Source organism: Hymenobacter artigasi, assembly GCF_012275535.1.
Classification (GTDB): domain Bacteria; phylum Bacteroidota; class Bacteroidia; order Cytophagales; family Hymenobacteraceae; genus Hymenobacter; species Hymenobacter artigasi.
The window spans coordinates 319,725-341,362 of record NZ_JAAVTK010000003.1; the positions used below are offsets into that span (position 1 = coordinate 319,725).

Here is a 21,638-nt window from a genome sequence, read left to right on the forward strand (position 1 = left end):
TGCACCACTAATGGTGAACGTACGAATATTAGTACCTGCATCAAGTACACCAGTACCTAAGTCAATAGAAGTGAAAGCAGGATTTGTACCAGTAGTAGTAGTGCCTAAATTACCTGCAAATACACGATAAAGCAACTCACCAGTTGTGTATGTAGCACTACCCGCAGCTTCCTGCACGCTTACAGTACCACCAGTAATCCGAAATACATCAGAAGTGCTAAAAGTACCGAAATCCTTGTTAAAGAAGTTATTAACTCCAACGACACCTGCTTGGGTATCGTATGTACCCGATGTGCCGCGCACATTTATTGTTACCGAGTTGCTTACAATCTGCGTCTGAGCCGACGCCGACTGAACAGCACCCAAGCCCAAGAACAAGGCAAAAAGCGGGATGAGAGAACTGAGGAAGCCTCGCTGTCGCAACAGCTTCTGAGTAAAGGTTAATGTTTGCATGTATTGGAGGGTTGGATGTTAGAGATAATGAAACGCTTGGAGCGCGTATTACACGGCGAGCCGCATATACGCAAAGGTAAAAAAAAGGTCTGACCTAGTCTGAGAAAATTTAAACAAATGCCAAATCTGTCCAAATAAGCTATTTTTGGCATAAGCTAATCGCAATATGTGAATGCGACTTATTACTGGCTGAACACATAGAAAACCTCGATTAATGAACAACGCTGTACGGTACGGTCGCCAAAGCCTTTTTCTCGGCAGGTAGTTCCACACCGAGCAAATCATGTACACTTACCCGGATTTTATTGGAGAGCTGGGTAATGGGCAAATCGTTGCTGTCGTAGCCGAATGGGTTTTCAATTTCGTTGCCAATCATCTCCAGGCCCAGCATGGCGTAGGCCCCAATCATGGTGACGGGCACCATCCACCAGCCGCAGGAATCGACCAGAACCAGGGGCATTACCATAATGAACACGGTGATGTAGCACTTGATGAAAAAACTGTAGGAATACGGAATCGGCGTGGCCTTGATGCGCTCGCAGGTACCGCTCACCGACATCATGGCCAGGTAGTGCTGCTTGATGTTGATGAGGTGGATGGGGTCGAAAATCTGCACCTGCCGCAGCTGCTCCACGCTTTCCATGAGCACGGCGATGATGGTAGAGGCCACGCTTTCGGCTTTTTGCAGGCGCTCGATGATGTCGGGCGTGGCCTCCATCTTATCGAAGCGCATGCGGTTGCGCAGGCTGCCTTCGAGGGCAATGGGGAAGTTGGAGATGAGGGCAGCGAAGTAGCGGCGGCTGGATTTGGCCTCGCGGGGCAGCAGCGCATTCATTTCCATGGCCAGGCCCCGGCACTGCGATACCAGAACGCCCCAGACTTTGCGGCCTTCATAGTACCGGTCGTAGGCCGTGTTGGTACGGAACACCAGCAGTAAGCTGAGCAGAATGCCCAAAATGGACAGGTACTCGCGCCCGATACGCACATTGAGGGTGTGAAAATCGAGGCTGATAACGGCAATGGCCGAACCATAGAGGCCCACCAGGGCCACGCGCTTCAACAACAGGCGGATAACGGCCGAAGTATGAAAGTGCCACAAGGCCCGCCACCAGTCACCGCCTTGATATACAATCATTGAGTAAGAATTATTTTGTCCTGCAACGGCAAATAATTTGCCGGGGTTGGGCTTGCACAGCCGCACCGTAGAATAGTGAAAATGAGCTTTCGCCGAATCCGTAGCGGTACTACGGCAGGCTTTATCATAGGTCATGCCATATTCTGGCCGCCTAATACTAACCTGAACAGTATAATGGGGCTTCTAACGGCTTAATAACATGCCCACTACCCAGAATAGCGGGTTTTGTTTGCCTTGAAAAAAATATCGAATAAATACTACGTCAAAAACCCGGCTGGTCTACCGGGCCGCAAAGGTAAGAACCACAGACTCGGGACGCTAACCGCAGAAAATAATAAACCGGATGCTCGGGTGGCCAATGCCCGGTGGCCGTAGCAGTTTCGGCGGCAACCGGTTTTCTTTGTGGCTCACTTCACGTCCGGCATGGAAATTATCAAACACTTTTTCGACCTTCTACTTCATCTCGACAAGACCCTGGTAGATGTGGTACACAACTATGGCACCTGGACTTACCTGGTGCTGTTCCTGATTATTTTTACCGAAACGGGCATTATCGTATTCCCCTTCCTGCCCGGCGACTCGCTGCTGTTTGCGGCCGGCGCCCTGGCCGCCCGCCCCGAAACCGGCCTGAACGTGTGGATAATCATTCCGCTGCTGATTGCGGCCGCGTTCATTGGCGACAATGTGAACTACGCCGTGGGCGACTACCTGGGCCCCCGGGTATTCCGCGAGGACTTCCGGTTTTTGAACCGCAAATACCTGGACCAGACGCAGGCCTTCTACGCCAAGCATGGTGGCAAAACTATTATCATGGCGCGCTTCGTGCCCATCGTTCGCACGTTTGCGCCCTTTGTGGCGGGCATCGGCACCATGACGTACCGCCACTTTGCGTCGTACAGCATTATGGGGGCGGTACTGTGGGTGGTGGTGCTTACGCTGGCCGGCTACCTGTTTGGCAACATCGAGGTGGTGCAAAAGAACTTCGAGCTGGTTATTCTGGGCATCATTGCGCTGTCGGTGCTGCCGCCGCTGTGGTCGTTTGTGAAAGGGAAGATGGCCGGCCCGGCCGATGCCCCGGCCCGCTAGCGGGCAAATGACCCTGCCCCCCGCAGCTACACCGCGCTGCCAGTAGCAAGCCGTCCCGGATTTTCGTATCCGGGACGGCTTTTTGCGCTACTTTAGACTGCTTTTCCATTGCTATTTCGATTCTATGCGTCAGTTCGGGCTCATTGGCCGCACCCTCAACTACTCGTTCTCACAGACGTACTTCAACCAGAAGTTTTACTCGCAGAGCCTGGCCGACCATGCGTACGAGCTGTTTGAGCTGGCCACCGTGGACGAACTGCCCGCCCTGCTGGCTGCCCACCCCAACCTGGCGGGCCTGAACGTGACCATTCCCTATAAGGAAACCGTGGTACCCTACCTCGACGAGCTGGCCACTTCGGCCCGCCGCGTGGGCGCGGTGAACGTGATTGAGTGGCTGCCCGACGGCCGCCTGCGCGGCCACAACACCGACCTGGTGGGCTTTCGGGAATCGTTGCGCCGGTTTTTTCCGGCTACGCCCGAAGCCCGGGCGCTGGTACTGGGCGCGGGCGGCGCGGCCAAAGCCGTGAGCGTGGCCCTGAACGACCTGGGCATTGCCTACTGGTCCGTCACACGCAACCCGCTGGGGCACGGCCTCACCTACGACGACCTGACGCCGCAGGTGCTGGCCGCGCATCAGCTCATCATTAATACCACGCCGCTGGGCACTTTTCCGCTGGTAGACGAATGCCCGCGCCTGCCCTACGAGGCCCTGACGGAACAGCACTATCTGTATGACCTGGTGTATAACCCGGCCGAAACGGTATTTATGGCCAAAGGCCGGGCCGCTGGCGCACAGGTAAAAAACGGCTTCGAGATGCTGTGCCTGCAAGCTGAGGCGGCCTGGGATATCTGGAATAATCCGGGTATAGAGAATGAGGGACGATGAAAAATCAACTTCCTTGATAATCGCTCTTGCAACCTTTTGGAATGGGCGTGCATCTCCCATGAGCCAGCCCGCCACAGGCCGGCTACTTTCTGACTGACACGCCTTTCTATGCAAGCGAAAATGGACTCTTCTACCCTTCTTCCCCTGGCCGGCACGGGTTACCGGGCACAGGCATGAGCAGCGCTCTTACTTGGTTCGCATTTGGGGCCGATGACGTGCTGCCCGACCAGCCCACGGCCGCGCCACGCCTCACGGCCAGCCGCAGCACAGCCGTGACCAGCCCACCCACCGAAGCCGAGCTGATTGACGGCTGCCTGCGCGGCCGCCAGCTGGCCCAGAAGCTGCTCTACGACAAATACGCCGGCAAAATGATGGCCGTGTGCCTACGCTACGCCCAAACCACCTTCGAGGCCGAGGACGTGTTGCAGGAAGGCTTTCTGACGGTGTTTCGCACGCTGGCCAGCTTCCGGCGCGAGTGCCCGCTGGAATTCTGGATTCGCCGTATCATGATAAACGCGGCCCTGCGCCAGCACCGCCGCAACGCCTCGCTGGTGGCAGTGAGCGACGGCGACTACCCCGAAACGCTGTCCAGCGAAGAGTTTACCCTCAGCAATTTCAATTTTCAGGAGCTGCTGGAAATGGTGCAGGAGCTGGCCCCGCGCTACCGCATGGTTTTCAACCTTTATGCTATCGAAGGCTATACCCATAAAGAAATCGGCGAATTATTGAGCATTACCGAGGGCACCAGCAAATCCCAATATTCCCGGGCCCGCGTCATCCTACAAACTAAACTGGAGCGCCTCGGTGCCCCAACCCGCCATGTCCGCTAATCCTATCGAAAATAACCCTACTCCTAAAACCACCGGCAGCCTGGAGGAATTATTCCGCCACCACCTGGGCGAGGAGGCCGCCGTGCCCCCGCGCCCTATGCTCTGGGACCAGATTGATAATTCGCTGCTGATTCGGCAGAACGAAACCTACCGCCGTCGCCTCGCGGCTACGCGTTGGGTGGCGGCGGCCAGCCTGCTGCTGGCCACGTTGGCCGGCACCGGCTGGTGGGCCGGCCGCACCAGCGTGCTGGGCACTTCCGAAGAAATGGCGGCGAACAGCCGGCCGGCAACTAACAGCCCCATGAGCCGCGCTAATACGGCGGCCACGTTGGGCATGAAAGATGTTGCGGGCCCAGCCGGCACTTCCAGCAGCAATACGCCAGTGGCCAGCCAGCCCAGCAGTGCTACGCCGGCAGCCAGCCCGGGCTACGCCAATGGGACGGGCGTAGCCGCTACCAACAGCAAGTACACCGGCTTCGGGCCGGCTTCAACAGTTCGCTACTCGGCGGGCCAGCGCCCGGCGGCTGAATCGGCGGGCCAGGCCGGTCTGGCGGCGGGTGGCGGCACGGCGGCGGCAACCATTGCAGCCGTAGCGGCGAGCGAAACGACGGCTTCGGCCACCAACCCGACTGCTGACCAGCCGAGCGCTGGGGAGCATTCGGTGAACCAGCTGGCCGAACGGATGCTGGCGGCGGCTGATGTAGCGGGCAGCGCTGCGGCCGGCACTTCGGCAGCCGTGGGCGGCGGCACGGCCGGCGCGATGGGCAGCAGCGCGACGGCTACAACCTCTTTGGCGGCTACTGCTGCTTCGGCCGCGACGGTTGCGCCCGAGGAAGTGAGCCTGCTGGCGGCCCGCCAAACGGCCCTAAGCCTGGCAAATGCCGCCACCCTGCCTAACGGGCTGGCCGCAGTGCCGATTGATGAGCTGCCCGCTGTGGCCGCGCACCGCTGGACCTACGGGGCCAGCTACACCGCCGGCGTGTTCAATCCCAATGTTAATTTCTCGCGGGCCGGCATCGAGCCGTCGTTCGATTACGACCGGGGCCCTGCTTTTGGTACCGACTCCCCTACCCTGACCGAAGTAGCCGCCACCGAATACCGCAACAACCTGCGGCCGGGCCTGAGCCAGCGCATTGCGCTGCTGGCCACGCGCCACCTGCGCGGCCACTGGTCGCTGAGCACCGGGGCCGAATTCACCCAAGCCACGGCGCAGTCGGCATCGTCGGCATCTTTCGTGGGCGAGCAGCTGTTTGACCTGGGCCAGGCCGGTATCAGCCGCCCGCTGCATACCACCAATTTCCGCTACAGCATGGGCAGCATTCCGCTGGAAGTGCGCTACAGCAACCCCATGAAACGCGGCTGGAGCCTCTACGGCCGCCTGGGCGGCGTGGTAACGGCCCTGCTGGGCGTGCGCAGTGACGTGGAAGGCGACCCGGAAGCTACCCGCACCTACTCCATCGCCTCCACGGGCGGGCCTTACCGCCGCGTGACGGGCAGCCTGCGCGGCGCGGCGGGCACCCAGTTCCGCACCAGCACGGGCAAGTGGGCCTTCACGATGGGCCCGGTGGCTGAAATTGGCCTGCTGGCCATGAATGCCCATCCGGTGCAGAGCTATTTCGCGCAGAGCCACCCGTATAGCTTCGGGCTGGAAGCGGGCGTGGAGTTTGGGCGGTAGGTCCGAATGCTTGATGATATAAGCACAACTTAAGAACGTCATGCCGAGCGCAACCGAGGCATCTCGCTTGTGGTAGTAATCCTTTTCTTGCGATTGGTTTACTGCTGCACGCGAGATGCCTCGGCTGCGCTCGGCATGACGTTCTTTTTTCTCCGGTTCTTCCCTACCCTTTTCCTGTTCCCGCGAAACCCATTGCCCGGCATTCGGGTTAAGGTAGGCTGACCATTTCGGCCTACCTTTCGCGTTGCATGGAGTACCAACTGACCTCTGAATTTAAGCCCACCGGCGACCAGCCCACGGCCATTGCCAAGCTCGTGGAGGGCGTGAACAACGGCGAGCACGCCCAGGTGCTGCTGGGTGCCACCGGCACCGGCAAAACCTTCACCATGGCCAACGTCATTGCCGAAACCGGCAAGCCGGCGCTGGTGCTGTGCCACAATAAAACCCTGGCGGCGCAGCTCTACGGCGAGTTCAAGGCATTTTTTCCGAACAATGCCGTCGAGTACTACATCAGCTACTACGACTACTACCAGCCGGAAGCTTACATCGCCAGTACCGATGTTTTTATCGAGAAAGACCTGGCTATCAACCAGGAAATCGAGAAGCTGCGGCTGCACACCACTTCCACCCTGCTTAGCGGGCGGCGCGATGTGATTGTGATTGCCTCGGTGTCGTGCATCTACGGCATCGGCAACCCCGAGGAATTCGCCAAAAACGTCATTTTCCTGAAGCCGGGCATGCGCTACACGCGCAATAACCTGCTTTATCAGTTCGTGCAGATTCTGTACTCGCGCACCGAGGTGGAGTTTACGCGCGGCTCGTTTCGGGTAAAGGGCGACACCGTGGACGTGTTTCCGGCTTATGCCGACTACGCCATTCGCATCTACTTCTTTGGCGATGAGATTGAGAGCGTGCACAAGATTGACCCCGTGAGTGGCAAGAAGCTGAGCGACGAGGCCAGCGGCGTGGCCCTGTACCCGGCCAACCTGTTTGTGACCGGCAAAGACACGCTGAACGCGGCCATCAAGCAGATTCAGGACGACATGGTGAAGCAGCACGCCTACTTCGAAAAAGAAGGGCGCGACTCGGAAGCCAAGCGCATTATGGAGCGCACAGAGTTCGATTTGGAGATGATTCGGGAGTTGGGCTACTGCTCGGGCATCGAGAACTACTCGCGCTACTTTGATGGGCGCACGCCGGGCTCGCGGCCGTTCTGCCTGCTCGATTATTTCCCCAAAGACTACCTGCTGGTAGTGGACGAAAGCCACGCCACCATGCCCCAGATTCGGGCCATGTGGGGCGGCGACCGCAGCCGCAAAACGGCTCTTATTGAGTACGGCTTCCGTCTACCCTCGGCGCTGGACAACCGCCCGCTGACGTTTAACGAGTTCGAGAGCATGTACCAGCAGGCCGTGTTCGTGTCGGCCACGCCTTCGGACTACGAGCTGACCCAGGCCGATGGCGTGGTGGTGGAGCAGATTATCCGCCCCACCGGCCTGCTCGACCCCGAAATCGACATCCGGCCCAGCGTGAACCAGATTGACGACCTGCTGGACGAGGTGGACAACCGCGTGAAAATGGGTGACCGCGTGCTCGTAACCACCCTCACCAAGCGCATGGCCGAGGAGCTGAGCAAGTATATGGACCGCCTCGGCATCAAGGTCGAATACGTGCACTCCGACGTGAAAACGCTGGACCGCGTGGAGATTCTGCGCAAGCTGCGGCTAGGCGAAATCGACGTGCTGATTGGCGTGAACCTACTGCGCGAAGGCCTCGACCTGCCCGAGGTAAGCCTCGTGGCCATTCTCGATGCCGATAAGGAAGGCTTCCTACGCGACCAGCGCAGCCTGATTCAGACCATGGGCCGCGCCGCCCGAAACGACCGGGGCAAGGTAATTATGTACGCCGACCGCATGACGGGCTCCATGCAGCGGGCCATTGACGAGACGAACCGCCGCCGCGCCACCCAAGCGGCCTACAACGAAGAGCACGGCATCACGCCGCGCACCGTACGAAAAAGCCACGCCGAAATCATGGGCCAGACCTCGCTTTCGGACTACCGCGTGCTCGACACCATTGCCTACGCCGATGCGGACGGCGGGGCCGCCCTGGCCATGGCCGCCGAGCCGGTGATAGCCATGATGACGCGCCCCGAGCTGGAAAAGCTCATCAAAACCACCGAGAAGCAGATGGAAGCCGCCGCCAAAGACCTCGACTTCCTCACGGCCGCCAAGCTGCGCGACGAGCTGGCCGCGCTCAAAACCATGCTCAAAGGCAAGCGGGAGTAGTAAACCAGGGCAGGCCCGGTGGCGCTTCGCAAAAATGCACCGCCGGGCCTGCCCTAATCGTAATCCTGGGCTACTGGTAGTCTGACTTGCTCAGCTTACCAATCACATAGCCGGGCAGGGAATGGCTTTTATCGTATTCCAGCAGCATCTTATACAGCTCGCCGTTGCTAAAGCGCGTAAACTTGCTGATGGCAAGGGCAGTGGGCAGGCCCGCAAATACCACGTAACCCAGCGGAGAAATAGTGAAGGTGGTGGTGCCAGTGTTGGTGCGCGTGGTGCCGGTTTGGGCAGATAAAAGGCCCAGCACGGCCCCTCCGCCTACCAGCCAGACGGCCCCACCCGTCTGCTTTCGGCCGAACATGTGCACCGCCGCCCGCGCCTCCTTGTCGCTTGCGTAGCGCTTATTCAGGTAATCCTTGTACTTGCCCTTCACTTGCGCGGGCATGAGCAGTGGCTCGACGGCCGGAGTGGTGGCCACCGGCGGGGCCGGGGCAAGTGGCGTAGCAGGAGCTTCGGTTTGGGCATGGGCAGCCAGCGTACAGAGGCTCAAAATGCCTACAGTAGCTCGAAAACGGGTAGAAAGCGACATCAAAAAAGGATGGTGAAACAGGTAGAACCTTGCTGAATGGAGTTTTAAAAAAAGCCCCACAGGTACAGCACGGCAAAGCTAATGGAAAAGATATTTTCAGGGCTGCCGGTACAGCACGCCGCCTTTCATCACCATTTGCACTTGCCGTAAGGCAGCCACGTCCTGGGTGGGGTCACCGACCACGGCCACCAGGTCGGCCAGCAGGCCGGGAGCGACCCGGCCCCGGTCGGCGAGGTGGAAGATTTGGGCGTTGCCGCTGGTGGCCTGGCGCAGCACTTGCAGGGGCGTGAGGCCGTAGTCGCGCACCAGCAGTTCGGCTTCGCGGGCGTTGTCGCCGTGCGGGAACACGCCCACATCGCCGCCCTGGGCCAGCGTCACGCCGGCTTTGAGGGCGGCGGCCATGCTCTGGTGCTTTTGTTGGATGCGGAGTGGGGTCGGGTCGGTGCCCTTGTGCCAGCCTCGGTATTGGGCTACGGCATCGGAAGCGGCCACGGTGGGGCACAGGGCCACACCTTTCTTTTTCATCAGGGCGAAAATTTCGGGGGTACCGCCGTCGCCGTGCTCGATGGTTTCGACGCCGGCCAGGATGGCGCGGCGCATGCCCTCGGGGGTGCTGGCGTGGGCCACCACGCCCCGGCCGGTGGAGCGGGCCGTTTGCACAATCAGCGTCAGCTCTTCCTGCGAAAACGTGGGCTGGGCCGAGCCGTCGGGACCCCAGCGGTAGTCGGCATATACCTTAATAATATCGGCTCCTTTGCCAATCTGCTCCCGCACGGCCCGGATGATGCCGTCCACGCCATCGGCCTCCTGGGCACCCTGGGGCACATTTTCATCCACCGACAGCTTGGGGCCGTAGCTGCCCGTGGCCACCAGCGCCCGCGTGACTACCAGCAGGCGTGGGCCGGGAATAATGCCCTGGTTGATGGCTTGCTTGATACCAACATCGGCGAAGCCAGCGCCCTCGGTGCCCAGGTCGCGGATGGTGGTGAAGCCGGCCAGCAATGTGCGCTGGGCGTGCACCGTGGCCCGCGCCACCCGCAACGCCTGCGATTCGAGCAGCACCTGGTCGTCCCATTGGGTTTCGTTGTAGGGGTGCAGCAGCAGGTGCGAGTGGCCTTCAATCAGGCCGGGCAGCAGCGTGAGGCCCGGTAGCTCCAGGGTGCGGGCACTGGGCGGCGACACTACCTGCGCGGCGGGGCCGGCCGCCGTAATTTTGTCGTTTTCGACCAGCACAACCCAGCCCGCGTGCATTTCCTGACCGTCGAACACGGCGGCGGGGCGCAACAGTGTGGCGACGGCGGCGCTCACAGATGGCCCGGCCTGGGCTTGGGCCTGGGTTGGGGCGGGCCGGCTGCCCAAGGCCAGCAGCCCACCCAACACCAGGTAGCGCAAACGGCAAGAGCGGCGAATGGGGCCCGATTGGGCAGCAATAAGTTGGAAATATCTCATAAACAGCAGCGGCTGCCCTCAACGGTAAGCGGGCGGCTAAGCGAAGCTACTCTGCCCGCGCGGTTTACACCGCTGGCCACGCCGCATTTGCGTGAGGCCCTACTCAGCAGCCATCTAAACAGGCGATATAAGACGCGGGCAATGTTGAGCGCCCGGACTGGGGCGGCCCGCTTAAACACCTATTCCACTAACATCTCATCGACCAACGGAATACGTGCGGTGCTGCGGCCCCACGCCGGTAATTTTCACCGACTGCCAGCCGGTGGGCAGCGTAGCTTTGCGCTGCATGATGCCGACCGGCGTAATATCCAGCCCGCCGAAACCCATGAGTACGGCTTGCAACACCCCGCCCGCGCCGGTAGCGAAGTAGGGATTGGTGCCGCCCTTGGTTTCGGCAATGACGCGGAAGGGCGGCAGCAGATTGGGCTCGTAGGCATCTTTAAACCAGAGCTTCGCCTTATCGGCATTGCCCAGGCGGGCGTAGAGCAGGGCGAAGATGCCCTGCGTCATGGCCGGGGTGCCTTCGTTGGGCACGCGGGTTTCATAGTAGCTGAGGTCTTTTTTGATTTGGGCGGGGTCGGTGATGACGTTCAGCGGGTAGGCCAGCAGGTTCACGTCGCCCTGCTTGATGCCTTCGCCGTGGTAGGTGGCGTGCTCCTGGGTCACGCCGTCGGCCATTTTCAGGATGGGAATGTTCTGGGCCACCAGGGCCCAGTCGGGGTTGGCGCGCAGGCCGAGCAGCTTGGCAGCGGCGGCGGCGTTTTGCAGGTTGACTTTGGCGGCGGCGTTGGTGAAGGCGTCGTTGTCCACGTTTTCGGCCCACTCATCGGAGGCTACCACATTCTTGATGTCGTAGTGGCCGGGGCCGTTGCGCTCCACCCGGCTGGCCCAGAAGTCGGCGGTGGCTGAGAGCATCGGCCAGCCTTTTTCGCGCAGCCAGTCTTTATCCTGCGTCACGCAGTAGTATTGCCAAGCGGCCAGGGCCACGCAGGCCGAAATATGGTGTTCAAATGGTCCGCTCAGGGCCCAGACCGGCGTTTCTTCCACGCCCGTGTCGGCGCTTTCCCAAGGGTACATCGCCCCTTGGTAGCCGTGGGAGAAGGCATTTTGCCGGGCCGGCTCCAAGCGCCGAAAGCGGTATTCGACCAACGATTTGGCAATATCCGGGTGCAGCACCAGCAGCGCCGGAAACATCCACAGGTCGGAATCCCAGAAAACGTGGCCGTTGTAGCCCAGCCCCGAGAGGCCCATGGGCGAGGGCGAATAATCGGTGCCGGCCCGCGAGAAGCTGTAGAGGTGGTAGAGCATGCTGTGCACGTCCTGCTGGGCCTGGGCATCGCCGGCTATCTGAATGTCGCTCTGCCACAGGTCCTGCCAGGCTTTGGCGTGGAAGGCCAGCAGCCGGTCGCGGCCTTCGAGACGGGCGAAAATGGTCATGCGCTCGGCCTCGTTCAGCGGGTCGGGGTGGTGGGCCGTGGTGCTGGCCGAGCCCGCCACGGCGTAGCCGTAAGTCTGCCCAGCTTTCAGGGCTTTGCTGAACTTCATCAGATGCTGGTTATTATCCCACATCTCGTGGATGACACGCGGCTCCTGCCCCTGCCCTTCCGTGAACAGAAACGTGGTGGACGCGCATAGCAGCAGCTTACCCGTCGGGCTTTTGGCCGAGGATGTGAGCAGGCGCACGGTGGCGTGCGGCCGGTCGATTTCGTTGTAGTAGTTCTGTACGTCGCGCAGGGCGTCGGGCGTGTCCATCACGCTGGCGGCGGTCATGGCCAGGTCCTTTTTGGCCACGATGGACACATCGAGCAGCACCGTGTAGGGCAGGTGGCGCAGAGCATAGGTGGTGTAGCTGATGGTGGCCTTGTCGGCGTAGTCGAAGGTGGTGGTGAGGGTGGCCTTCTGCATGTCCAGCTCCTGACGGTAGTGGCTCACATCGGCTGCGCCGAGGCGGCGGCCGTCGATTTCCATGTACATATTCAGCAGGTTGATGCTGTTCAGAAAATTGCTCACCCGGCCCCGGCCGTACTGGTCGTAGGCCCCGGCCAGCACCACGTTTTTCACCTTAAACGGCTCGGGCGAAGAAACCACGCCCATCACGCCGTTGGCCACGGTCACGCCGTAGTAGTTGGCCGGGTCCACTTTATCGGCAATGATGCGCCAGGGGTCGGGGGAAGCAGTTTGGGCGGCGGTTGGACGGCCGGCCAAGGCCAGTAGCAGCATCACGCAGGCCACGAGAAATGAATGAATATTCACGAATGGGAAAAGAAAGAAGGTGAAAGCAACTGGAACCGCAACAAAAAGCCGTCATGCCGACCCGAAGTAAGCATGACGGCTTTCCCTGAGGTAGTCCGAAAATATCAACTCCTCAGCACGGGCAGCTTAGTAGCCCGGATTTTGAGTGATGTTGGGATTGATGGACACCTGAGCGGTCGGAACCGGATACACCAAGTATTTCGGGTCACTCTGGGGCTTGTCCTTGCGGGCAGCCAGGAACTTGCCAAAGCGAATCATGTCCTGCCGACGCCACGACTCGCCGTACAACTCGCGGCCACGCTCATCGAGCAGCACATCAAGCGTAAGGGCCGGCAGCGCGCTGGCCCCACGCGAGGGGTGGGTGCGCAGGCTGTTGACGATGGCCAACGCCGTACCGCCGTAGGTGCCGGCGCTGGTGGCGGTGCCGCCGCGCAGAATGGCTTCGGCCTTCATCAGCAGCACGTCGGCCAGGCGGAAGCTAACGTGGTCGTTTTCGCAGCCGTTGCCGCCTTTGGCTTCGCTCGCGTAATCGACGGGGTATTTCAGCGGCCGGATACCTTTGGCTTCCAGGTCGGCACCTCTTTCAAACAGGTTAATATCCTGCGTGAAAGCCAGCGGAGCCCCGCCGCGTGTGGTGAGCGCTGCACCGGTGAGGAGGTTGTATTGCTGACCCGCCAAAAAGCCTACATTGATGCGGTTACCCGGGTTGGCTGGCCCCCCGGCCGTGACGTAGGCCACGCCCCGCCGCTTGTCGGCAGCCTCAAACAGGCTGTAGAACTCGCCCGTTGTAGCCGGGCCGTTGTAGCCATTCACGGGCACCATGTTGTAGTGCGACACGAACTTCCAGAAGTCGCGCGTGGGGCCGGCATTGCCGAAGGTGTTGGCTTGGGTAAATATATTTTCCGAGCCAATGGCCGTGTTGTTGGGCGCGAAGTTGTCGAAGAAATTGGGCGTAAACGAGTACTTGCCGCTGGTAATGATTTGGTCGGCCAGCGTAATGACCTGGTTCATGTCGGCTGCGGCAAAGGTCGGGGACTGGCGGTTGGCGTATGCCCCTTTATTAAGGTAGCACTTCATTAGCAGCACCCGGGCGGCATCTTTGGTGGCGCGGCTCACGGGGGCATCGGGCAGGTCTTTCTGAATGGTCGTTAACTCGCTAATGATGAAGTTGAGCGCTTCGGTACCCTTGCGCACCCGAGCATTCTTGCTCAGTTCCTCGCCGGGGTCACGCCACAGCACCTGGTCGTAGAGGTCGAGTATCAGGTACTCGGCCCAGGCCCGTATAAACCGCGCCTCTGCCTGCTGCTGGGTGGTGGGGTTGAAGCGAAGCAGGTCGGTCGCGGCGTACTCGATGCCTTCGAGCTGGGTGAAGGTGTCGCGCACTCGCTCGTTGTTGCCATCCCAGGTGTGGTTGAACAGGGCGCGCCACTTGCCGTTATCGTCCCAGTCGGGGCCGCGGGTGGGCATGATGCGCGCGTCGGTCGACACCTCTTCGAGGGCAAATACACTCACGCAGCCCTGAATGGGGTCGCGCTGGGAGTTATACAAGCCCTGGAGCAGGGCTGTGGGTGAGTCGGCGGTAAGCTGGTCTTTGTTGAGCTGGCCGCCCAGCTTTTCGCTCAGGTCGCAGCTGGCGGTTAGTTGGAGCAGGCCCAGCGTAGCCAGCGCCGAGGCAATCTTGGAGTATCTCATGGGAAAGTATAATTAGCAGTTAGAGAGAGAAGTTGACGCCGAACGTGAAGACGCGGGCGCTGGGATACGCCAGGTAGTCGATGCCCACCGAAGGCACCTGATTGCTTCCCCGCTTCACCGTGTTTACTTCCGGGTCGAACCCATCGTATTTGGTAATCACGAACAGGTTTTGGCCCGTGGCGAATATGCGGGCCCCTTTTACGAAGCCGGCAACGTCGCCCAGGCCGTAGGACAGCGTGATATTCGACATTTTCAGGTAGTCGCCCTTTTGCAAGTAACGCGTCGACGCCGAACCGGCGTTGCCAACGGCCTCCTTAATAGGGTTGTTGAAAGTAGAGAGGGCAATATTTTTGCCGGCCCCAATCTGCCCCACGTTGCCTACTGCGTTGAGCGTGTTGTTGTAGATGTACTGCCCAAAAGCCCCCGTCATGTTGGCCACCAGCGAGAGCTTGCCATAGCGGGCATTGGCACTCAGGCCCAACAGGGTGCGGGGGTTGGGGCTGCCCGAGTAGGCCGCCACGCCGCCATTGGCGTACTGCGACTGGCCCTGGTCATTCAGGCCCGTGAACTGGGGCAGGAAAAAGGCATTGATAGGATAGCCGTTGGTGATGAGCTGCGAGGTAGCTCCCGAGAGCCCCTGCCCGTTGATGGCACCGGTGATGATGTCGCCGCCAGTCAAATCTTTCACTTCATTCCGAATAAACGTGGCGTTCACGTTCAGGCCGACATCCACTTTGTCGCTGCGTACAAACGTTGTACCCAGGGCCATTTCAACGCCTTTGTTGATGATATTTCCGTTGAGGTTCTTCCAGTAAAGGGCCTGCACCTGCGGAGCGGGCAACCCGGGAATGGTGGGAAACAGCAGGTCGGAAGTCGTCTTGTTGAAATAATCAGCCGTGAAGGTGAGGCGATTGTCAAAGGCCGCGATGTCAATACCAACGTTGTACTGCCGGTCGGCCTGCCACTTCAGGTCCGGGCTCAGGCCATTGAGCGGAATGACGGCCCCGTTGTTGTCGAGCGTGAAACGGTCCTGCGAGGCCCCGGCCGGAAACTCCTGGTTGCCGGTGAGGCCGAAGCCGGCCCGTAGCTTCAGCTGGCTCAGCTTTTCGGACGGGAAAAATGCTTCCTGGCTCAGGTCCCAGGCCGCCGCAAACGAGGGGAAATAGCCCACCTTGTGGTTGGCGCCGAACTTGCTGCTTTCGTCGCGGCGCAGCGTGCCGGTCAGCACGTAGCGCTCCTTATAGTTGAAAATGGCCCGGCCGAAGAACGACTGCAGCGCCGAGGTGGGGTCGATGAACGAGCTGACCGTACGGTTGCCGGCCGCCGAGAACTGAATGTAATTGGTGTAATCGAGGCCGTAGTTGCCAAAGCCGCCGGTGGCTGCGTTACCGTAGGCACTCATCCCCGTGCCGGAGTTGGCAAACTTCGTGTATTCGAAGCCCACCACGGCGTTCAGGTTCAGGTCGGCGCTTAGCTTCTTGTTAAAGTTCAGCGTGTGCACCATCTGCTGGGTCGTGAGCTCATTGTTGCCGATGGCGGCGTAGCCCTGGTTCTCGATGCCGGGGTAGTTAATCAGCCGCTGGCTAGTGGACTGACGCCGCTCGCCGCTGCTGTAGTTCACGCTCAGCATCAGGCGGTACTGCAGCCAGTCGGTGAACTTGTACGAGGGCGCGATGCTGGCCAGCACCGAATTCACGCGCGACCGGTCGTCGTACAGCTCCTGGGCGGCCAGGGGGTTTATCACATCGCCCTGCACGATATAAAGGGAGCCATCGGCGTTGCGCAGGGGCTGGGTGGGGTTCCACTGCAGCGCCTGCCCAATGAGGCTGCCCCGGTAACCCGCATCGGTGGTAATCGGAGCCAGCTGCTCCTTGAACTGGCTGGTTGTCATGTTAATGTCCAGCCCTAATTTCTTGCTTTCCAGAAATTGAAAATTGGTGGCGAGGCTGGCGCTGTACTTCTCAAACCCGGTCCTGCGCACAATGCCGTCCTGGTTGAGGTAGCCCAGCGAGACGCGGTAGCGGCCGGTTTCGCCGCCCCCCGACATGGCTACATTGTAGTTCTGCAGGCTGCCCGTGTGCAGAATCTCTTTCAGGGCATCCACGTCGCCGCCTTTGTCGGCGCTGGTGGGGCCGCTGGTGGGCAGGCCATAGTAGCTCAGAGCTTGGCGGTACTGGCTGGCGTTGAGGTATTCCGGCCGGCGCAACAAGGTCGAGAAGCCACCCGATGCGCTCACGTTCAGGATGGGAGCACCGGTTTTACCTTTTTTGGTGGTGATGAGCACTACTCCATAGGCGGCCCGCGAACCGTAGATGGCCGTGGCCGAGGCATCCTTCAGCACCGTCATCGACTCAATGTCGTCGGGGTTCAGGAAGTTGAGCGGGTTGCTGTCGGCCCCGGTGCCCACGTCGGTCGAAGCCGTCAGGCCCGGGCGGGCCGTGCGGCCGTCGAGGGCCACGCCATCCACCACGTACAGCGGCTGGCCGGTGCCGGTCACGGCCGAGTTGCCCCGGATGCGTACCGACGCCGGGCCGCCGGGCTGGCCGCTGTTGTTGCTCACCTGCACCCCCGACACCCGGCCCTGAATCAGCTGGTCGGGCGAGGTGAAGGTGCCCTTGTTAAATTCCTTCTCCGTTATCTGGGTCACCGCGCCGGTCAGGTCGCTCTTGCGGGCCGTACCATAACCGGTTACCACAATTTCATTCAGCGCCTGCGCGTCACCTTTCATCGCTACCGACACCGACGACTTGCCGGTGATGTCGACCTGCTGCGCGGAGTAGCCGACAAATGAAAACGACAGCTTGGTAGCCGTGGCCGGCACATCGAGCTGGAAGCCGCCATCGGCTCCGCTGCTGGTGCCGTTGCTGGTACCGGGCACCAGTACCGTCACGCCGGGCAGGCCGGCACCGGTTTCGTCCGTCACTTTGCCCGAAACAGAGCGGTTGGCCTGGGCCTGGCTCAACAGCGGAAACAGGACAAACAAAACGCCTAACAGCAGCAGCTTTAGGAGCGTTGCTGGCCCGCGCCCCCCTGAGGCGTTCGGCAGCTCGCACGGGTTATACCGTTTGTACAAGTTGTTTCTCATGGTATGAAAAGTGAAATGGTGGGAAATATTGAAGCGGTGAGTTTTGGGCAGTTCTTCGGAAGGGTTTTTACAAGTGCTTCCGAAGTAATTGGTGAGCAATTCCGGGTCTGTTCATTCATTGCAGCGTTAGGTGAGAAAGGTGAGTTGTCACGAAAAAACCGCTCCTTTTTACCTGGGCAGGAGCACCACAACCAGCCGAAAAAAAATCATCATACCAGGCTAGAAAATACATTTTCAAGGTGTTAATGATTGGCTAAGGTCGGTGAGGCGCAGGGCGGTGACCTGGGCCGGGCCATCGGTGATGAGGCTGAGGCGGCCGGCGTGCTGCGTCGGAAAAACCAGGTCGGTGAGCGTGGTTTCGCCGTCCTGGGCGAATACCTCCACCACCGACTTATCGACCAGCAGGCGCAACTGGAGCTGGCCGTCGCGCAGGGGCACTTTGGCCGTTTCGAGGCTGCTGGCAAACATGGGGTGGAAGGCCACGTTGCCCGACTGCCGGCGGTCGAGCGTCAGCTCCTGTTTGGCTACGTCGTAGCGCAACACGGTTTTCTCGTTGGCGCTTTGCAGAACATTCAGGGTAAGCAGGTTAGCTTTGCCGGGCTTCAGGGTCAGCTCCAGGTCGTAGGACTCGCCGTGGAAGGGCAGCTCGTAGCCGGCGGGGCCGGGCTTGAGGTCGCGGCTTTTGATGCTCAGGGCTTCCTTGCCCAGGCGGCGCAGCTCGGCCAGGGGCTGCTGCACCAGCGCGAGGCCGGCGGCGGTGCGGCGCAGGCTCAGCTCGCGGGGCACCGCGAAGCTGCCGCGCCATTCGGTGCCGGTGGGCACGGCCTGGGCGTAGGCCCAGTCGTTGGCCCAGCCCACCAGCAGGCGGCGGCCATCGGGCACGTTGTTGAAGGTGACGGCAGCAAAATAATCCTTGCCGAAGTCGAGGTACGTCGGCTCCTCATACGCCTGGTCGGGCGTAAACGTCTTACCGTCAAACTGCCCCAGGAAATACTGCTGGCCCCGGAACTGCTCCACCGGGCCGCCGGCCGAAATCAGCAGCACCCACCTGGTGCCACCGCCGGGCACGGGCAGCTCGAACAAATCGGGGCATTCCCACTCTTTCACCGTGTTGCCGACGCGGCCCCAGCGGCTCAGGAAGCTCCAGTCTTTCAGGTTTTTTGATTCGTAGAGGTACACCTGCTGGCGGTCGGCTTTCACGGTAGCCATCACCCACTTCTGCTGCGGCGCGTACCAGAACACCTTGGGGTCGCGGAACTCCTTGCTGCCGATGTCGAGCACGGGATTACCGGCGTAGCGCTGCCAGGTGAGGCCGCCGTCCGGGCTGCTGGCCAGGTTCTGGTGCTGGGCCACCACCGCGCCGGCCCGCTCCTGGTGGCCGGTGTAAAAGGCCACCAGCCCGTCGGTTTTGCCGGCCGCAAACAGGCCCGAAGTGTTGTCTTTATCGACCACCGCGCTGCCCGAAAAAATCATGGTATTGCTGCCGTCCAGGCTGGCGTACTCGGTCAGGGCCACGGGCTGCGCGGTCCAGCGCAGCAGGTCGGGGCTGGTGGCGTGGCCCCAGGCCAGGTGGCCGGGCTGAGCGCTTTGGGGGTTATATTGGTAAAACAGGTTGTACTGCCCATTGCTGTACACCAGGCCATTGGCATCGTTTATCCAGTTTTTGGGGGCCGTGAAGTGGTACACCGGCCGGTACGGGTCGGCGGCCGGCCCCGGGGTTTGGGCCGGGCTGGTTATGCTCACAAGCAAAGGCAAAGCGCAGAGGAGCATTCGGTTCATGGGGAGGGAAAGGGCGATTTTAGAAAGTTATTAAATCCAGGTAATCAGGCATTAGCGGAGGCTAGCCCGCGCACCATGCTTTCGGATATGGCGGGCGTGGCGCCTTGGAAAGTGGCCACCAGCGAGCCCGCCGCGCAGGCAAAGGCAAGGTTGTCGGCCGGCGGCTGGCCGGCCAGCAGGCCCCGGAGCAGCGCCGCCAGGAAAGCATCGCCGCTGCCGATGGTGTCCTGCACGGCCACGGGGCGGCCGGGGCTGCAATAGAACTGGCCGCCGCTCCAGAGCGCGGCCCCGTCGGCCCCTTTGGTCACGCACACGGCTTGCAGCTGGAAGCGGTGGGCCAGCCATTCTAGGGCTGTTTCTTCGGCCGGGCTGGCCCCAAACCAGTCCATGATTTCGGTAAGCTCGTGGTGGTTGAGCTTCACGATGTCGGCGTGGCGCAGCAGGTACTGCACCACGTCGCGCGAGTAATGAGGGGGCCGGAGATTCACGTCGAAGACCTTCAGTGGCGCCTGTTGCAGCAGGCGATACAAGGTTTCGCGGCTCACCGGACTGCGAGCAGCTAAGCTGCCAAAGACGAAGGCTTCGGCCCCCTGAACCAGGTCACTCAACGCCGGTTCATACTGGATATAGTCCCAGGCCACCGGCTGGACTATCTTATAAGTTACCTCATTGGTATTGCTCACGTTGGCTTTTACCACGCCCGTGAGGTGGGTTTCGCCGCGCTGCACATACTTCGTGCTCAGCCCTTTGCTTTCCACAAAAGCCAATAGCTCAGCCCCCAAATCGTCGTGCCCCACGCGGCTGATGAGTTGCGCCTCCAGACCGAAATTGCGCAGGTGTACCGCCACGTTGAGCGGGGCCCCGCCCGGTTGCTTTCCGGTGGGCAGCACGTCCCAAAGCATTTCTCCGAAGCAGGCAATGGCCATGGCGTGAGGGGTGGGTTTTGGAGGTGAGCGTGAGTGTAAGCGGCTGTCATCCTGAGCAAAGCGAAGGACCTTATCACCGAAGAACAGCATGCAGTAATTTCAATTCACAGCAATCGTGGTAAGGTCCTTCGCAAGCTCAGGATGACAGGCGGGCGCGTCAGTGCATTACTAAAGCCTTATCAACCTGCTCCAGACTGGTGCCCTTGGTTTCAGGCATAAAACGCAGAACGAAAACGAGTTGCAGCACCATCATGGCGCAGAAAAAGGCGAAGGTGTTGCCCCCGCCCAGGTGCTCGGAAAACCACGGAAAAGTGAAGGCAATGACCGTGGCCATTACCCAGTGCGTGCTGGAGCCCAGCGCCTGGCCCTTGGCCCGCACCGCGTTGGGGAAAATCTCGGAGATAAACACCCAGATAACCGCGCCCTGCGAGAAGGCGAAAAAGGCGATGTACACGAACAGCAGCACTGGCACCAACACCCCGCCAAACTGCTGCAGGTAAAACGCCCGCGCCACCAGCCCCAGCGTAGCAATGAGCCCTACCGAGCCCACCAGCATGAGCGTGCGCCGCCCAAACCGGTCAATCAGATTGACACCCAGCAGCGTGAAGATGAAATTGACCAGCCCAATGCCCGCCGACGAAAGCAGTGCCGTGCTCTGGCCCAGCCCGGTCATCTCAAAAATGCGCGGAGCGTAGTAGATAATGGCATTGATGCCAGATACTTGATTGAAAAAAGCAAAGGCCATGGCCAGCAGCACCGGCGTGCGGTACTGCGCGCTCCAGAGCGACTCGCTTTGGCCGGCATCCAGGGCCTGCGAGGTGAGAATGGCGGCCACGTCGGCATCCACGGTGACGGGGTTGATAATGCGCAGCACGTCGCGGCCCTCCTCGAGGCGACCGTGCAGCAGCAGCCAGCGCGGGCTTTCGGGCACCCGGAACAGGAACAGTAAAAACAGCACCGCCGGCACGGCCTGCACGCCCAGCATCAGGCGCCAGGAATGCTCGCCTGCGTTGGCCAGCAGGTAGTTGGAGAGGTAGGCGGCAAGGATGCCGAACACGATGTTGAACTGGAACAAGCCCACCAGCTTGCCCCGCGACTCGGCCGGCGAAATCTCGGAGATGTAGAGCGGTGCCGTCACCGACGACGCCCCTACTCCCAGCCCGCCCAAAAACCGAAACACCATGAACGGCACCCAAGCCGGGGCAAGCGCCGCCCCCACCGCCGATACCAAATACAGCACCGCAATCCACCGCAGCGTCTGCCGCCGCCCAAGTGCATCGGAAGGAATACCGCCGAAAATGGCTCCCAGCACCGTGCCGATAAGGGCAATGGAAATGGTGAAGCCGTGCTCGAACGCGCTCAGGTGCCAGAGCTGCTGAATGGCTTTCTCAGCCCCCGAAATCACGGCCGTGTCGAAGCCGAACAGGAAGCCGCCCAGCGCCGTGACGATGGACCAGAAAAGGACTTTGCGCTGCACCATGAGAAAACAGGACGAGAGAGGTTTCTCCAAAA

15 protein-coding genes are annotated in these 21,638 nt (G+C 60.7%); 6 read left to right on the forward strand and 9 right to left on the reverse strand.

The window, feature by feature from the left end:
- Positions 1–664: 664 nt before the first annotated feature.
- Complete coding sequence (locus tag HBN54_RS07595) at positions 665–1,588, reverse strand: bestrophin family protein (RefSeq protein WP_168672582.1); 924 nt, start codon at positions 1,586–1,588, stop codon at positions 665–667.
- Positions 1,589–2,011: 423 nt separating this feature from the next.
- On the opposite strand from HBN54_RS07595, the gene HBN54_RS07600 reads away from it, so the two are divergent.
- From HBN54_RS07600 to uvrB, 5 genes are all read left to right on the forward strand, one after another.
- On the forward strand, positions 2,012–2,674 hold the full coding sequence (locus HBN54_RS07600) for a DedA family protein (RefSeq protein ID WP_168672583.1): 663 nt from the start codon (positions 2,012–2,014) through the stop codon (positions 2,672–2,674).
- Between the two features lie 124 nt (positions 2,675–2,798).
- Positions 2,799–3,560: a shikimate dehydrogenase family protein gene (locus HBN54_RS07605; protein ID WP_168672584.1), complete on the forward strand. Its 762-nt coding sequence runs from the start codon at positions 2,799–2,801 to the stop codon at positions 3,558–3,560.
- A gap of 173 nt (positions 3,561–3,733) precedes the next feature.
- Positions 3,734–4,390, forward strand: coding sequence for an RNA polymerase sigma factor (locus HBN54_RS07610; RefSeq protein WP_168672585.1), 657 nt, complete (start codon positions 3,734–3,736; stop codon positions 4,388–4,390).
- Positions 4,380–6,065 (forward strand): hypothetical protein, encoded by a 1,686-nt coding sequence (locus HBN54_RS07615; protein WP_168672586.1) that lies wholly within the window; start codon positions 4,380–4,382, stop codon positions 6,063–6,065. Before HBN54_RS07610 ends, HBN54_RS07615 begins: the two co-directional genes overlap by 11 nt.
- A 248-nt stretch (positions 6,066–6,313) precedes the next feature.
- Entirely contained in the window at positions 6,314–8,353 is a 2,040-nt protein-coding gene (uvrB, locus tag HBN54_RS07620; protein ID WP_168672587.1) for an excinuclease ABC subunit UvrB, read from the forward strand.
- Positions 8,354–8,423: 70 nt separating this feature from the next.
- On the opposite strand, the gene HBN54_RS07625 is transcribed toward uvrB, so the two are convergent.
- The 5 genes from HBN54_RS07625 to HBN54_RS07645 all read right to left on the reverse strand — a co-directional run bounded on the left by HBN54_RS07625 (position 8,424) and on the right by HBN54_RS07645 (position 17,319).
- Positions 8,424–8,942, reverse strand: a complete 519-nt coding sequence (locus HBN54_RS07625) for a hypothetical protein (protein ID WP_168672588.1) — start codon at positions 8,940–8,942, stop codon at positions 8,424–8,426.
- 96 nt (positions 8,943–9,038) lie between these two features.
- Positions 9,039–10,391, reverse strand: a complete 1,353-nt coding sequence (locus HBN54_RS07630; protein ID WP_168672589.1) for a metal-dependent hydrolase family protein — start codon at positions 10,389–10,391, stop codon at positions 9,039–9,041.
- Positions 10,392–10,586: 195 nt separating this feature from the next.
- The gene (locus tag HBN54_RS07635) at positions 10,587–12,644 is read right to left on the reverse strand and encodes a glycoside hydrolase family 65 protein (protein ID WP_317170187.1); all 2,058 of its coding nucleotides are present in this window, start codon (positions 12,642–12,644) and stop codon (positions 10,587–10,589) included.
- A 126-nt stretch (positions 12,645–12,770) separates the two neighbouring features.
- Entirely contained in the window at positions 12,771–14,336 is a 1,566-nt protein-coding gene (locus tag HBN54_RS07640; protein ID WP_168672590.1) for a RagB/SusD family nutrient uptake outer membrane protein, read from the reverse strand.
- A gap of 19 nt (positions 14,337–14,355) precedes the next feature.
- Entirely contained in the window at positions 14,356–17,319 is a 2,964-nt protein-coding gene (locus HBN54_RS07645) for a SusC/RagA family TonB-linked outer membrane protein (protein ID WP_210427970.1), read from the reverse strand.
- Between the two features lie 105 nt (positions 17,320–17,424).
- Here HBN54_RS07645 and HBN54_RS07650 point away from each other — a divergent pair, with 105 nt between their 5' ends.
- On the forward strand, positions 17,425–17,667 hold the full coding sequence (locus HBN54_RS07650; RefSeq protein WP_168672592.1) for a hypothetical protein: 243 nt from the start codon (positions 17,425–17,427) through the stop codon (positions 17,665–17,667).
- On the opposite strand, the gene HBN54_RS07655 is transcribed toward HBN54_RS07650, so the two are convergent.
- From HBN54_RS07655 to HBN54_RS07665, 3 genes are all read right to left on the reverse strand, one after another.
- Complete coding sequence (locus HBN54_RS07655) at positions 17,656–19,200, reverse strand: glycoside hydrolase family 32 protein (RefSeq protein ID WP_168672593.1); 1,545 nt, start codon at positions 19,198–19,200, stop codon at positions 17,656–17,658. The genes HBN54_RS07650 and HBN54_RS07655 overlap by 12 nt on opposite strands.
- Positions 19,201–19,244: 44 nt before the next feature.
- The gene (locus HBN54_RS07660; RefSeq protein WP_235955419.1) at positions 19,245–20,126 is read right to left on the reverse strand and encodes a carbohydrate kinase family protein; all 882 of its coding nucleotides are present in this window, start codon (positions 20,124–20,126) and stop codon (positions 19,245–19,247) included.
- A gap of 157 nt (positions 20,127–20,283) precedes the next feature.
- Complete coding sequence (locus HBN54_RS07665; protein ID WP_168672594.1) at positions 20,284–21,606, reverse strand: sugar porter family MFS transporter; 1,323 nt, start codon at positions 21,604–21,606, stop codon at positions 20,284–20,286.
- Positions 21,607–21,638: the final 32 nt, after the last annotated feature.